Origin of the sequence: Cryobacterium sp. 10S3 (assembly GCF_034344045.1) — a bacterium.
Taxonomy (GTDB): Bacteria; Actinomycetota; Actinomycetes; order Actinomycetales; family Microbacteriaceae; genus Cryobacterium; species Cryobacterium glucosi.
This window is the reverse complement of sequence record NZ_CP133773.1, coordinates 3152137-3166058: the sequence shown is the minus strand read 5'-3', so window position 1 is coordinate 3166058 and position 13922 is coordinate 3152137. Positions and strand designations below refer to the sequence as shown.

The 13922-nt window shown below is 69.5% G+C and carries 8 protein-coding genes; all 8 read left to right on the top strand.

What is annotated here, in order from left to right; all coding sequences use genetic code 11:
• Window positions 1-50: 50 nt before the first annotated feature.
• The 8 genes from RHM57_RS14755 (at window position 51) to RHM57_RS14720 (ending at window position 13911) form a co-directional block, all read left to right on the top strand.
• Window positions 51-1589, top strand: a complete 1539-nt coding sequence (locus tag RHM57_RS14755) for an alpha-N-arabinofuranosidase (protein WP_322188478.1) — start codon at window positions 51-53, stop codon at window positions 1587-1589.
• Window positions 1586-3739, top strand: a complete 2154-nt coding sequence (locus RHM57_RS14750; RefSeq protein ID WP_322188476.1) for a beta-galactosidase — start codon at window positions 1586-1588, stop codon at window positions 3737-3739. The genes RHM57_RS14755 and RHM57_RS14750 overlap by 4 nt, the downstream gene beginning before the upstream one ends.
• A 2-nt stretch (window positions 3740-3741) precedes the next feature.
• Window positions 3742-5619 carry a glycoside hydrolase family 35 protein gene (locus RHM57_RS14745; RefSeq protein ID WP_322188474.1) on the top strand — a complete coding sequence of 626 codons (1878 nt, stop codon included), beginning with the start codon at window positions 3742-3744 and terminating at the stop codon, window positions 5617-5619.
• Window positions 5620-5683: 64 nt separating this feature from the next.
• Window positions 5684-8179, top strand: a complete 2496-nt coding sequence (locus RHM57_RS14740; protein ID WP_322188473.1) for a DNA polymerase III subunit gamma and tau — start codon at window positions 5684-5686, stop codon at window positions 8177-8179.
• Window positions 8180-8182: 3 nt separating this feature from the next.
• The gene (gene recR / locus RHM57_RS14735) at window positions 8183-8782 is read left to right on the top strand and encodes a recombination mediator RecR (protein WP_134449856.1); all 600 of its coding nucleotides are present in this window, start codon (window positions 8183-8185) and stop codon (window positions 8780-8782) included.
• 120 nt (window positions 8783-8902) lie between these two features.
• Window positions 8903-10243 (top strand): aspartate kinase, encoded by a 1341-nt coding sequence (locus RHM57_RS14730; protein ID WP_134450073.1) that lies wholly within the window; start codon window positions 8903-8905, stop codon window positions 10241-10243.
• 101 nt (window positions 10244-10344) lie between these two features.
• On the top strand, window positions 10345-11406 hold the full coding sequence (locus RHM57_RS14725; protein WP_134449857.1) for an aspartate-semialdehyde dehydrogenase: 1062 nt from the start codon (window positions 10345-10347) through the stop codon (window positions 11404-11406).
• A 63-nt stretch (window positions 11407-11469) separates the two neighbouring features.
• Window positions 11470-13911 carry an EAL domain-containing protein gene (locus RHM57_RS14720; RefSeq protein WP_322188471.1) on the top strand — a complete coding sequence of 814 codons (2442 nt, stop codon included), beginning with the start codon at window positions 11470-11472 and terminating at the stop codon, window positions 13909-13911.
• Window positions 13912-13922: the final 11 nt, after the last annotated feature.

Below are 13922 nucleotides of genomic sequence, written 5' to 3'. Positions count from 1 at the left end.
TTCTCCGTCGCCTTCACCACCGTCGTACCGAACAAAGAGGATCTTCTCCCGTGTTGCACGCCCGGCTCAGCATCACCCGCGACAACGTTGTGGCACCCGTTTCGCCCCGGATCTTCGGCTCCTTCGTCGAACACATGGGCCGCGCCGTGTACACGGGCATCTACGAGCCCGGTCATCCCGCCGCGAATGCGGAGGGATTCCGCCAGGACGTGCTCGACCTGGTGCGGGAACTGAACCCGAGCCTCGTCCGCTATCCCGGAGGCAACTTCGTCTCCGGCTTCCGCTGGGAAGACAGCGTCGGCCCCCGCGACACGCGCCCCGTGCGCCTCGACGTGGCGTGGCACAGCATCGAGACCAACGAGGTCGGCCTGCACGAATTCGCGGCCTGGGCGGAGACCGCGGGCGTCGAGGTGATGCAGGCCGTGAACCTGGGCACCCGGGGCGTCGCGGAAGCCGCGGCCCTGCTCGAATACGCCAACCACCCGGGGGGCACCACCCGCTCCGAGGAGCGCAGGGCCAACGGTCGCACGGAACCGTTCGGCATCCGCGTCTGGTGCCTCGGCAACGAAATGGACGGCCCCTGGCAGATCGGCCACAAGACCGCCGAGGAATACGGGCGCCTCGCCGCCGAGACCGCCCGGGTGATGAAATGGGTCGACCCCACCATCGAACTCGTCGTCGCCGGCAGCTCCAACGCCGAAATGCCCACCTTCGGCAGCTGGGAACGCACGGTGCTCGGGCACACCATCGACCTCGTCGACCACATCTCCCTGCACGCCTACTACGAGGAGAAGCCCGGCGACCTCGGCAGCTTCCTGGCCTCCGGCGTCGGCCTGGACCGCTTCATCGGAGACGTCGCCGCGATCGTCGACGAGGTGGCGGCCGAACGGGGCGTCGACCGCTTCATCGGCATCAGCGTCGACGAGTGGAACGTCTGGTACCAGACCCGCTTCAACGAGGTGGACAAGGCGGACCTGCTCACCGGCGACTGGAACGCCCACCCCCGCCTGATCGAAGACGAGTACAACGTCAGCGACGCCGTCGTCGTCGGTTCCCTGCTGATCTCCCTGCTGCGCAACAGCGACCGGGTCTCGATGGCCAACCTCGCCCAACTCGTGAATGTGATCGCCCCGATCAGGTCCGAACCCGGCGGACCGGCCTGGCGACAGACCACGTTCTTCCCCTTCGCGTTGACCACGGGCGCAGCCCGCGGCGACGTGCTGGCCACCGCGATCCACTCCGACACCTACGAAACCGTCGCCCACGGCACCGTCGACGTAGCGGATGCCGCCGCGACGGCCACCGACGACGAGGTCGTGCTGTATCTCGTGAACCGGTCGAGCACCACCCCGCTCACCCTGGACGTGGACCTGGCCGGGGCACCCGCCGGAGCGATCCGGTCCGCGCGGAGCGTGCACGCCCCGGACGGCGGCGACCGGTTCAGCACGAATGCCCTCGATCATCAGGAGACGGTGGCACCCGTCGAGCTCACGGGCCTGACGCTGTCGGAAGACGGCGCCCGCCTCACCGCGGTGCTGCCGGCACTGTCCTGGTCCATCGTCCGCCTGGCCGCCCGGAGCGCGTCATGAGCACCATGAGCGCGACCATCGCGGCAACATCGACAGCGACCCGCTGGGTGCGCTGGCCGGATGCGCACACCCTCGCCGACGGAACGGAGAGCCTGGCGTCCGGAACCGCACGTATCGCATACGGCGCCGACTACAACCCCGAACAGTGGCCGGAGGCGGTCTGGGCCGACGACATGCGGCTGATGCGCGAGGCCGGCGTGAACATCGTCAGCGTCGGCATCTTCTCCTGGGCGCTGCTGCAGCCCACCATCGACAGCTGGGATTTCGGCTGGCTCGACCGCGCCCTCGACCTGCTGCACGCCAACGGCATCGCCGTCGACCTCGCCACCGCAACCGCGAGCCCGCCACCCTGGCTGACCGAGGCGCACCCCGAGGTGCTGCCCGTGAACCGGCTCGGCGAGACCATCTGGCCCGGCGGCCGCCAGCAGTGGCGTCCGACCTCACCGGTCTTCCGCCGGTACGCCCTGGCCCTCGTCGAGAAGATGGCCATGCGCTACGCCGGCCATCCCGCACTCGCCATGTGGCACATCAGCAACGAACTCGGCTGCCACAACGTCTACGACTACTCTGACGACGCCGCTGCGGCCTTCCGCGGCTGGCTCGCAGGCCGGTACGGCTCGCTCGTCGAACTCAACCGGGCCTGGGGCACCGCGTTCTGGTCCCAGAACTACTCGAGCTGGAGCCAGATCCTGCCGCCGCGCCTCGCCGCCACCCACCCGAACCCCACCCAGCAACTCGACTTCGCCCGGTTCTCCAGCGACGCACTCAAGGACTACCTGGTCGCCGAGCGCGAGATCCTGCGGCAGGCGACTCCCGAGGTTCCGATCACCACCAACTTCATGGTGATGGGGGAGACCCGCGGCATGGACTACGCGGACTGGGCCGACGAGGTCGACATCGTCTCCAACGATCACTACCTGCTCGTCGCAGACCCGGAGGCCTTCGAGGAACTGTCGTTCTCGGCCAACCTGACCGGCCAGATCGCGCATCGTGCGCCCTGGTTCCTGATGGAGCATTCCACCAGCGCCGTGAACTGGCAGCCGGTCAACCAGGCGAAGTCGCCCGGCCAGCTGCGCCGCGACAGCCTCACGCACGTCGCGCATGGCGCCGACGCGGTCTGCTTCTTCCAGTGGCGACAGTCGCTGGCCGGCGCCGAGAAGTTCCACTCCGCGATGCTCCCGCACGCGGGTGAAGACAGCACCGTCTTCCGCAGGGTCGCCCGCTTCGGCGGCGACCTCGCCGGCCTCGCCGAGGTCGCGGGAAGCCGGACCCGGCAGGCCCGCATCGGCATCCTCTTCGACTGGGACTCGTGGTGGGCCTCCGAGCTCGACTCGCACCCCACCGAGCTGCTGCGCTACAAGGCCGAGGCGATGACCTGGTACACCGCGGCGCTCGCGAACGGGCTCCAGGCCGACATCATTCCCGCCCGATCGGTGCTTCACGGACCCGGCCTCGACGGCTATGACCTCGTGATCGCCCCGATGCTCTACGTGGTCACGGCAGACCTCGCGGAAGCGCTCACCGGCTATGTGACCGGTGGTGGCCACCTCACGGTCGGCGTCTTCTCCGGCATCGCCGACGCCGACGACCACATCCACCCCGGCGGCTACCCCGGTGCCTTCCGTGAGCTGCTCGGCGTGTGCGCAGAGGAATTCGGCGGCCTGCTCGCCGGCCAGGCCGTCGGGCTGTCCGGTGACCTGCCCGCGGGCTCGACAGGGACGCTGCTCACCCACGACGTCACCGTGCGGAACGACGTCGACGTGCTCGCGCGCTTCGACGACGGCCCGTTCCCCGGCGTGCCGGCCATCACCGGCCGTGCCGTCGGTGCCGGACGGGCCAGCTTCGTCGGGACGGTACTCGACAGGGAAGCCCTCGTCGCCCTCGTCGGTCGCTTCGCCGCGGATGCCGGCATCGCCTCACCGCTGCCCTCCGACGTGCGCGGCACTGTCCAGCTCGCCGTGCGTGAGACGGACACCCTCGAGTACCTCTTCTACATCAACCATTCCGCGCAGGCGGTCACGGTGGCACTCACCCCGTTCGATGGATGCCTCACGGCCGTCGATCTCGGAGGAAGCACCCTGGCCGCCGGCTCGCTCACCCTCCCGGCGACCGGGGTCGCCGTGCTGAGCCGGCCGCGGGCGGGGGAGTGACCGTGGCCGACTTCGCGATCGGCGAGACCGACTTCCTCCTGGACGGCACGCCGTTCCGGGTGCTCGCCGGCGCCATCCACTATTTCCGGGTTCATCCTGACCACTGGGCGGACCGGATCCACAAGGCCCGGCTGATGGGGCTCAACACGATCGAGACCTACGTGGCGTGGAACGCGCATTCGCCGGTTCGCGGGCAGTTCCGCACCGATGCCGGGCTCGACCTGGCCAGGTTCCTCGACCTCATCGCGGCGGAGGGGATGTACGCCATCGTGCGGCCGGGCCCCTTCATCTGCGCCGAGTGGGACAACGGCGGCCTGCCCGGCTGGCTTTTCCGCGACCCGGCCGTCGGCGTGCGGCGCAACGAACCGCTCTACCTCGCGGCGGTCGCCGAATACTTCGGGCAGCTGCTGCCGATCGTGGCGTCCCGCCAGATCGACAGGGGCGGGCCCGTCATCCTCGTGCAGATCGAGAACGAATACGGCGCATACGGCGCCGACAAGGACTACCTGCGTGCGCTCGTCGACCTCAACCGGGCCGGCGGCATCACGGTGCCGCTCACCACGATCGACCAGCCCACCGACCAGATGCTGACCGACGGCAGCCTTCCCGGCCTGCACAAGACCGGCTCGTTCGGGTCGCGGGCCACCGAACGACTGGCGACCCTGCGCCGCCACCAGCCGACGGGGCCGCTCATGTGCGCCGAATTCTGGAACGGCTGGTTCGACCACTGGGGAGCCCACCACCACACCACCTCCGCGGAGGACTCGGCCCGTGAGCTCGACGCCCTGCTCGCCACTGGCGCTTCCGTGTCGCTGTACATGTTCACCGGCGGCACCAATTTCGGCTTCACTAACGGCGCCAACGACAAGGGCGTGTTCCAGCCGACGGTCACGTCCTACGACTACGACGCTCCGCTCTCCGAGAGCGGGGAGGTGACGGAGAAATACCTCGCCTTCCGCGAGGTGCTCGCCCGGTACGGGCCGGTGCCGGCCGAACTGCCCGAAGCCGTTCCGGCGGCGCCCGCCTTCGAGGTCGAGCTCGATGAGTCGGTGACGCTCTGGGACGCTCTGCGCGAGCTGGCGGACCCGGCCGCCGAACCCGTGCCGGGGCTGCCGAGCATGGATGCCCTCGGCCAGTACACCGGATTCGCGCTGTACCGCAGCAGGCTGGCCCCCGGCGCACATCTGCTCTCCTTCGGCGCGATCCGCGATCGCGCCCAGGTGTTCGTCGACGGCAATCCCGTCGGCGTTCTGCAGCGCGACCACCACGACCGGTCGATCAGCCTGCCGAAGGGGTCCACGCTCGACCTCCTCGTCGAGGATCAGGGCCGGGTCAACTACGGCCCGAGAATCGGGGAGGACAAGGGCCTGATCGGCCCGGCGACCCTCGACGGGGCGCCGCTCGGGAACTGGCAGGTGCTGCCCCTCGACCTGGACGGATTCGCCGCAGCCGGTAGCCGGCTCTTCGCCCAGCATCCGCGATGCTCCGACGGGGGCGGCGAGCGCGATCTCGATCCCGACCTGGACGTCGATCTGACATTCGCCTTCGACTCGCTCCGGGCCGCCGAGCCCGCCGCGGACACGGTCGCCGTGGAGGCCCCGGTCGGCTCGCTGAGCGGACCCGCGTTCGCGCGCGGCTCGTTCGACACAGAGCAGGGACGCGACCTCTTCCTCAGCACGGCAGGCTGGGGCAAGGGCCAGGCCTGGATCAACGGGTTCAACCTCGGGCGGTTCTGGGACCGCGGACCGCAGACCACCCTGTACGTTCCGGGCCCGGTGCTGCGGGAGCGCAATGAGTTCCTCGTGCTGTTCCTGCACGGAACCGGAAGCACCCGGGCCCGCTTCGTCTCCCGCCCCGACCTCGGCCACACCGATTTCTAGCGGTCTCCGCCCGGGACCCCGGCCCCCGGGCGGGACTGTCAGCGGTCCCGGCTACGATTGATCCGTGGTTACCGCCCTGTATCGCCGCTACCGGCCAGAGACCTTTGCCGAGATGATCGGCCAGTCCCAGGTGACCGAACCCCTGATGACGGCCCTGCGCACGAATCGGGTGAACCACGCGTACCTGTTCAGCGGCCCCCGCGGCTGCGGCAAGACCACGAGTGCGCGCATCCTCGCCCGCTGCCTCAACTGTGCAGAGGGCCCGACCGACACCCCGTGCGGTGTCTGCCCGAGCTGCGTCGAGCTCTCCCGCGACGGTGGCGGCTCGCTCGACGTCGTCGAGATCGATGCCGCGAGCCACAACGGCGTCGACGACGCCCGCGACATCCGGGAGCGCGCCATCTTCGCGCCCGCCCGCGACCGCTACAAGATCTTCATCCTCGACGAGGCGCACATGGTCACGCCGCAGGGCTTCAACGCTCTGCTCAAGATCGTCGAAGAGCCGCCGGAACACGTGAAGTTCATCTTCGCGACGACCGAGCCCGAGAAGGTCATCGGCACGATCCGCTCGCGCACCCACCACTACCCGTTCCGGCTCGTCCCGCCGGGCCCGATGCTCGAATACGTGCAGACGCTCTGCGAGAGCGAGAAGGTCGCCGTCGCACCCGGCGTGCTTCCGCTCGTCGTCCGCGCCGGCGGCGGGTCGCCCCGCGACACCCTCTCGCTCCTCGACCAGCTCATGGCCGGTTCCGACGACCACTCCGTGGAGTACGACCGCGCGGTCGCCCTCCTCGGCTACACGAGCGCGTCCCTGCTCGACGAGTCGATCGACGCGATCGCCGCCCGCGACCCCGCCGCAGCCTTCGACGCGGTCGACCGGGTCATCCAGACCGGCCAGGACCCGCGCCGCTTCGTCGAAGACCTCCTCGAGCGCATGCGCGATCTCATCGTCGTCGCCGCAACCTCCGCAGCGGGCGCGTCCGCCGTGCTCCGCGGGGTTCCGCAAGACGAGATCGAGCGGATGGCCGTTCAGGCCGCCAAGTTCGGCCCGGCCGAGCTCTCCCGCACCGCCGACATCCTCAACACCGCACTCACCGAGATGACCGGCGCGACCTCGCCCCGGCTGCACCTCGAACTCATGATCGCCCGCGTGCTGATCCCCGCGAGCGACGACTCCACCCGCGGCGCGCTCGCCCGCGTCGAACGGCTCGAGCGCCGCATCGGTGTTGGTACGAGCGCTGTGGGTGCAAGCGATGTCGGTACAAGCGGTGCCGATACGAGCTCGGCCGCATCGGTGGCTCCCAGCTCCGCGACGCCCGCCGTTTCGTCTCCGACGGATGCTTCGCACGCCCCCGATGCACGCCCCGTGCCGGTCGCCGATCGCGGTGCGCCTGCGCCCGAGGCCCCCGTGACCCCCGCGGTCTCCACTGTTCCCACGAGCCCTCCGGCAGGTCAGGCATCCGTCGCGCCGGCCGTCGTTGCCGCGGCCCGCCCGATCGGGCCGGTCACGTTCCAGCAGGTCAAGGACGCCTGGCCAGAGGTCCTCGAGGCCGTCCAGACCGCCAAGACGAGCGCGTGGCTCGTGCTCTACACGGCGAACGTGCTCGAATTCCGCGACGGCGACCTCCTCGTGCTGTCGTTCCCGAGCCAGAAGGACGTCGCCGGCCTCAAGCAGTCAGCCGCGCCGGGGGAGGGCGTCGGCGACTACCTCAAACGGGCGGTCAATTCGGTCCTCGGCTTCACGCCGCGCCTCATCGCCAAGGTCACCGAGCCCGGGGAATCAACCCCTGTCGCCGGCCCGTCAGCTGTGCCCAGTGCGTCGCCCGCGCCAGAGCCACAGACATCGAGCCCTGCCGCCGCCGCGTCGCAGGCCGCACCGCCGGCCGCTGCGGTGAGCGACGGCGCAGCCGACACACCGTTCGGACGCCCGGACGCGTCAGCATCACCGACCGGACCCTCGGCCACCGCAGGGTCCAACGCCCCGACCCGGGCATCCGCTCAGCCGGCATCGGCACCGCGGTCCACCCCCGTCGAGCCGACCGGCTCCGTCACCGCCTGGGCGACCGTCGCGATTCCGGGCGCGGGCGACGCGTCCACCGGGGCGACGGCCCCCGCGACCGCACCTGCCGCGACCGCTGCCCCTGCCGCCGCTGCACCGAACGCGGCAACACCGGCACCCTCGGCTTCGGCAGCGCCCGGCCCCACGGCATCCGCTGCCCGACAGGGTGAACCGCCATACGACGACGAACCGCCGCCGTACGACGACAGCGACGTGCCGCCGGACGAGGACACCCCACCGGACCGTAACGCGGGCTCGGCCAGACAGGGTCAGAACCGGTCGCCCGCGCGCCAGGTGCCTCCCGCACCCCAGGCGCAGCCGGCACCGGTCGATCGCAACGTCACCCACACCGGGCCGAATACCATCGGCCCGAACGGCAGGCGCAGCCCGGCCTTCGAGGAGAAGCAGCGCTACGGGGAATCCGTCGTCCGCGAGGTCCTCGGTGCGACCTTCCTCGAAGAACAGCCGTACGAACCGGCACCCCGAACCAGAGGCGACTGACCCATGTACGAAGGAATCGTCCAGGAACTGATCGACGAACTCGGCCGCCTGCCCGGAATCGGGCCGAAGTCCGCGCAGCGTATCGCGTTCCACATTCTGCAGACCGAGAGCTTCGACGTCACCCACCTCGCCAATGTCCTCCTCGAGGTGCGCGACAAGGTGCGCTTCTGCGAGATCTGCGGCAATGTCTCCGAGCAGCCGACGTGCATGATCTGCCGCGACCCGCGCCGCAATCCCGCGATGATCTGCGTCGTCGAAGAGGCCAAAGACGTCGTGGCGATCGAGCGCACCCGCGAGTTCAAGGGGCTCTACCACGTGCTCGGTGGCGCGATCAGCCCCATCGACGGCATCGGGCCAGACCAGCTCCGCATCCGCCAGCTGCTGCAGCGCCTCTCCGACAACACCGTCCAGGAGGTCATCATCGCGACCGACCCGAACCTCGAGGGCGAGGCGACGGCGGCCTACCTGTCGCGCCTGCTGACGACCCTCGAGATCACGGTCACCCGGCTCGCCTCCGGCCTGCCCGTCGGTGGCGACCTCGAGTACGCCGACGAGGTCACCCTCGGCCGTGCCTTCGAGGGTCGCCGCACCGTCTCGAGCTGACCCCGGCTCCACGCCCGCGTGCGCGGCGTCACATTGCCGGTGCCGAATACATCAGCATTTAGGATGGAAGACGGGGCTATGCCCGCCATGCCCGCAGACCCGAACCCCCAGGAGCGCCACGTGAGCTTGATCGTGCAGAAGTTCGGCGGATCATCCGTCGCAGACGCCGAAAGCATCAAGCGCGTCGCCAAGCGCATCGTCGACACCCGCAAGGCCGGCAACGAGGTCGTCGTCGCCGTCTCCGCGATGGGCGACTCCACGGACGAGCTCCTCGACCTCGCCCACCAGGTCACCCCGATCCCGGCGCCGCGCGAGCTCGACATGCTCCTCACCGCAGGCGAACGCATCTCCATGGCCCTTCTCGCCATGGCGATCAAGAGCATGGGCTACGACGCGCGCTCCTTCACCGGCAGCCAGGCCGGCATGATCACCGACGCGCACCACGGCGCCGCGCGCATCGTCGACGTCACGCCCGGTCGCATCCGCTCGGCTCTCGACGAGGGCGCCGTCGCGATCGTCGCAGGCTTCCAGGGCTTCAATCGCGACACCATGGACATCACGACCCTCGGTCGCGGCGGCTCGGACACCACGGCCGTCGCCCTCGCCGCCGCCCTGAACGCCGACATTTGCGAGATCTACACGGATGTCGACGGCGTGTTCACCGCGGACCCGCGCGTCGTTCCCCGGGCGCACAAGCTCGACCGCATCTCGAGCGAGGAAATGCTCGAGCTCGCCGCCGCCGGCGCCAAGGTCCTCTACATCCGGGCGGTGGAATACGCCCGCAGGCACGGGGTGACCCTGCACGTGCGCTCATCGTTCAACAACAATCTCGGCACGATCGTGTACAACCCCGACACGACCGACCCGGCGACCGCGCTCCCGGATGGAACCGTCGGCACGCCTCCCGTTACCAGTACGACCGAATCCCTGATCGGAGAAAAAGTGGAAGAGCCCATCATCGCCGGGATCGCCGCCGACCTCAGCGAGGCGAAGGTGACCGTCGTCGGCGTTCCCGACATCCCCGGCAAGGCCGCGCAGATCTTCAAGATCGTCGCGAACACCAACGCCAACGTCGACATGATCGTCCAGAACGTGTCCGCCGCCTCGACCGGGCTGACCGACATCTCCTTCACCCTTCCGAAGTCGGAAGGACAGCGGGTCCTGACCGCGCTGACGAACGAACGCGGAAACGTCGGGTTCGCGAGCCTGCAGTACGACGACCAGATCGGCAAGCTCGCCCTCGTCGGCGCGGGCATGCGCACCAACACCGGTGTCTCCGCGAAGCTGTTCGCCGCACTCTACGAGGCAGGGATCAACATCGAGATGATCTCGACGAGCGAGATCCGCATCTCGGTCGTCACCCGCGCGGACACCATCAACGAGGCGCTCCGGGTCGTGCACACCGCATTCGACCTCGACGACGACGCCGAGGCCGTCGTGCACGGCGGCACCGGCCGCTGAGCCGCGCCGCCCCGGCATCGCCGGGAACCGAGCCACACACACCGCGTCACCCGCAGTCAGACCGTCAGACAGCACGACAGACAGATACTAGGGAAGAAACCGTGAGCAGCACAGCAGGAATCCACATCGGAGTCGTCGGGGCAACCGGCCAGGTGGGCGCCGTCGTCCGGCACCTGCTCGAGCAGCGGGACTTCCCGGTTGCGGGCATCCGCTACTTCGCGTCTGCCCGTTCGGCCGGAACCACCCTGCCGTGGAAGGACGACCGGATCGTCGTCGAAGACGCCGCGACGGCCGACCCGACCGGGCTCGACATCGCGATCTTCTCCGCCGGGGCGACCCTGTCCAAGGTCCAGGCCCCCCGGTTCGCCGCTGCCGGCGTCACCGTGATCGACAACTCGTCCGGCTGGCGGATGGACCCCGACGTTCCCCTCGTCGTCAGCGAGGTCAACCCCGAAGCCATTCACCACGCCGTCAAGGGCATCATCGCGAACCCGAACTGCACCACGATGGCCGCGATGCCCGTGCTCAAGGTCCTGCACGACGAAGCCGGGCTGCAGCGCCTGATCGTGAGCACCTACCAGGCCGTGTCCGGCAGCGGGCTCGCCGGTGCCCAGGAACTGGCGAGCCAGATCCGCGCCGCCGCGCACAGCGACAACCTCCTCCAGCTCGTCCACGACGGGTCCGCCGTCCCGATGCCCGAACCCGTGCTGTACGTGCGCCCGATCGCCTTCGACGTCGTTCCGCTCGCCGGTTCGATCGTCGACGACGGACTCTTCGAGACGGACGAGGAAAAGAAGCTGCGCAACGAGAGTCGCAAGATCCTCGAACTGCCCGACCTGCTTGTCTCGGGTACCTGCGTGCGGGTGCCGGTCTTCACGGGCCACTCCCTGTCCATCAACGCCGAATTCGCGAACCCGCTCTCGGTCGCCCGTGCGCTCGAGCTGCTCAAGGATGCTCCGGGCGTCGTGCTCACGGACGTCCCCACTCCGCTCGAGGCCGCGGGCAAGGACCCGAGCTTCGTCGGTCGGGTCCGCCAGGACCCCGGAGTGCCGGATGGGCGTGGACTGGCCCTGTTCATCACCAACGACAACCTGCGCAAGGGCGCCGCGCTCAACGCCGTCCAGATCGCCGAACTCGTCGCAGCGGACCTGCTCGCGTCCTGACCGACGGTGACTTTTCCGGTCGCGGAGGCGACCGCCGGACCGCGTGCACTACTGTGGAACACCATGGGCGGGTATCGCGTTTCAGAGGGCGTGCGGCGCGTCATCATCGCACTCTTCGCGACCATCGCCGGCGTCGTCGTGGTCTCCGCGATCCTGTCGCTGACCGGTCAGCCGGGGTCCGCCTGGTGGGTCGCCGCCACTGGTGTCTTCTGCGCCGCAGCGCTCAACGTCTGCTGGGTGCGCCTGGGCCCTGAACGGCATCGCAGCCCCGTCGTGAGCCTGCCCATCCTGGTGCTGCCCGTGCTCTACACCGTTGTCAGCCCGCTGGCCGCGGCCGGCGCCATCGTCCTCGGAGTGCTGCTCATCGTCCTGGTGCGCTCCCGACGCGTCGACGTCGCCCTCTACAGTGCCGGACTCGCGGGAACCGGCAGTGCCGCGGCCGTCGCCGTCCTCGCAGGCGCGACCGCCTTCGGCCTCCCCAGTTATCTCGCCGCCGGTTGCGCCGGCGCCGCGTATGTCGCGCTCGTGGCGATCATCGAATACCTGCGGATGGTGTTGGTCCGGCCGATCGCGAACCGCACCGGCCCCCTGATCGCGCCGGCGCGGCTGGCGCTGATGGTGCTCGGATGCGCACTCCTGTCCGCGCTCGTCGTGGTCTTCCACGACGCAGGCCTGGCCGTCAGCCGGGACCCGATCGTGTTCGTGATCGCAACCCTGCTCGCCTTCACCCTCGTCGGCGTCGGGATCAAGCTCATCGGCCGCGTCGTCACGATGCGCAGCCGGCTCACCGGACTCATCACGGGCGCTGCGGCGCTCGGCGCCGCCGGGCGCGAGGACATCTCCGCCGGCCGTGTCCAGTCCGGGCCTGAGGACGATGCCGAGGCGACCTCCCGGGTCCTCGCACTGCTTCACGAGGCCGTGCGGACGACCATCGGCGTCGAGTACGTCGCCGTGCGCGACCACGCGGCGCGCGTCGGGGAGATCAGCGCCCCCATCCTGCTGTCCGAGTCCGACACCCGGTTCGTCGTCGCGGGCCGCGAGCCGATGGGTGGCGTCTTCACCGCCGACGACAGGAGCGCACTCAACGCCCTCGCCCGCGCGGCCGAACTCGCGATGAGCGCCCACTACAACATCGGCGGCCTCACCGCCCGCGCCAACACCGACCCCCTCACCGGACTGCCGAACTACCGGGCCTTCCAGACGGCGCTCGCGAACATCAACGACCACCGTGACTATTCGGAGGCCCTCGCCGTCCTGTTCCTGGACCTCGATGACTTCAAGCGCCTCAATGACCGGCACGGGCACCAGAGCGGAGACGACCTGCTCAGGGAACTCGGCCGCAGGCTGCGCATGGTCGTGCGACCGAGCGACGTCGTCGCTCGCGTCGGCGGCGACGAATTCGTCGTGATCCTCACTCACCTGGCCTCTCTCGGCGAGGCGAAGGAGATCGCCGAACGCATCCTCGAGACCTCCGTGCAGCCGCTCACCCTCGGCTCGAGCAGCTACACCCCGACGCTCAGCATCGGCCTCGCCTATTCGGCCCACCGGGAGACGGATGTCTCCCAGCTCGTGCAGGACGCCGACCGGGCCATGCTCGCGATCAAGAAGTCGCGGCGCCGTGGCGGACCGGCCAACGAGAGCAGCATCAACATCTCGAGCCACCGCTCCTCCCAGATCAACGACATCATCGCGCACGCCATCGACGAGGACCTCCTCGAACTCGCGTTCCAGCCGATCGTCAGCCTCGTCACGGGCCAGATCTGGGCGTTCGAGGCACTTGTCCGCTACAACGACCCCGTTCTCGGCCCGCTTTCGCCGCCGTCCATCGTGGAGAAGGCCAAGGGACTCGGCCGGATGGACGCCCTCACCCGGCAGGTCGCCGTGAAGGCCATGGCCGCGGCCGCCGACTTCCGCCTCGTCGAACCCCGGGTCACCTGCATGGCCATCAACGTCGAGGCCGGGCAGATCGTGCCCGACCGGGTCGGCACCTTCATGGAGGACCTCGCCGGACGGTATCCGGGAATCTCGCTGTGCCTCGAACTCAACGAGCGTTCCGTCGCCCGGGTGACCCCCGCCATCCGCTCGCAGGCCGACCGGCTGCGCGACCTGGGGCTGCTGATCGCCCTCGACGACTACGGGTCCCAGGACTCCTCGGTGGACGCGCTCGTGCGGATGCCCATGGACATCCTGAAGATCGATCGCAGCCTCGTCGATGACCTCGATGACATCCGCCAGCGTGAGGTGCTCACCGCGCTGCAGGGCTTCGGCGACAACCTCGAATACTCGATGATCGTCGAGGGCGTGGAGAACGAGGCGATGGTCAGGCACCTCGCTGCCATCGGCATCCGCAGCGCCCAGGGCTTCCACTACGGCGTTCCGGAGAGCTTTGAGAAGACCCTGTCCCGTCTCGAGCGCTATGGGGCCGCAGCGGTCGTCCCCGCTGGCGACCTCCCGATCGGTCCAACCGTTGGAGCAGAGACTCCTGCTGCAGCCCCGGCGACCTGACCGATAGTCTC

Excerpts from the sequence above, each read along its gene's own strand:
- RHM57_RS14750 (WP_322188476.1), top strand. The coding sequence starts at position 1,586 with ATGAGCACCATGAGCGCGACCATCGCGGCAACATCGACAGCGACCCGC.
- recR (WP_134449856.1), top strand. The coding sequence starts at position 8,183 with ATGTACGAAGGAATCGTCCAGGAACTGATCGACGAACTCGGCCGCCTG.
- RHM57_RS14720 (WP_322188471.1), top strand. The coding sequence starts at position 11,470 with ATGGGCGGGTATCGCGTTTCAGAGGGCGTGCGGCGCGTCATCATCGCA.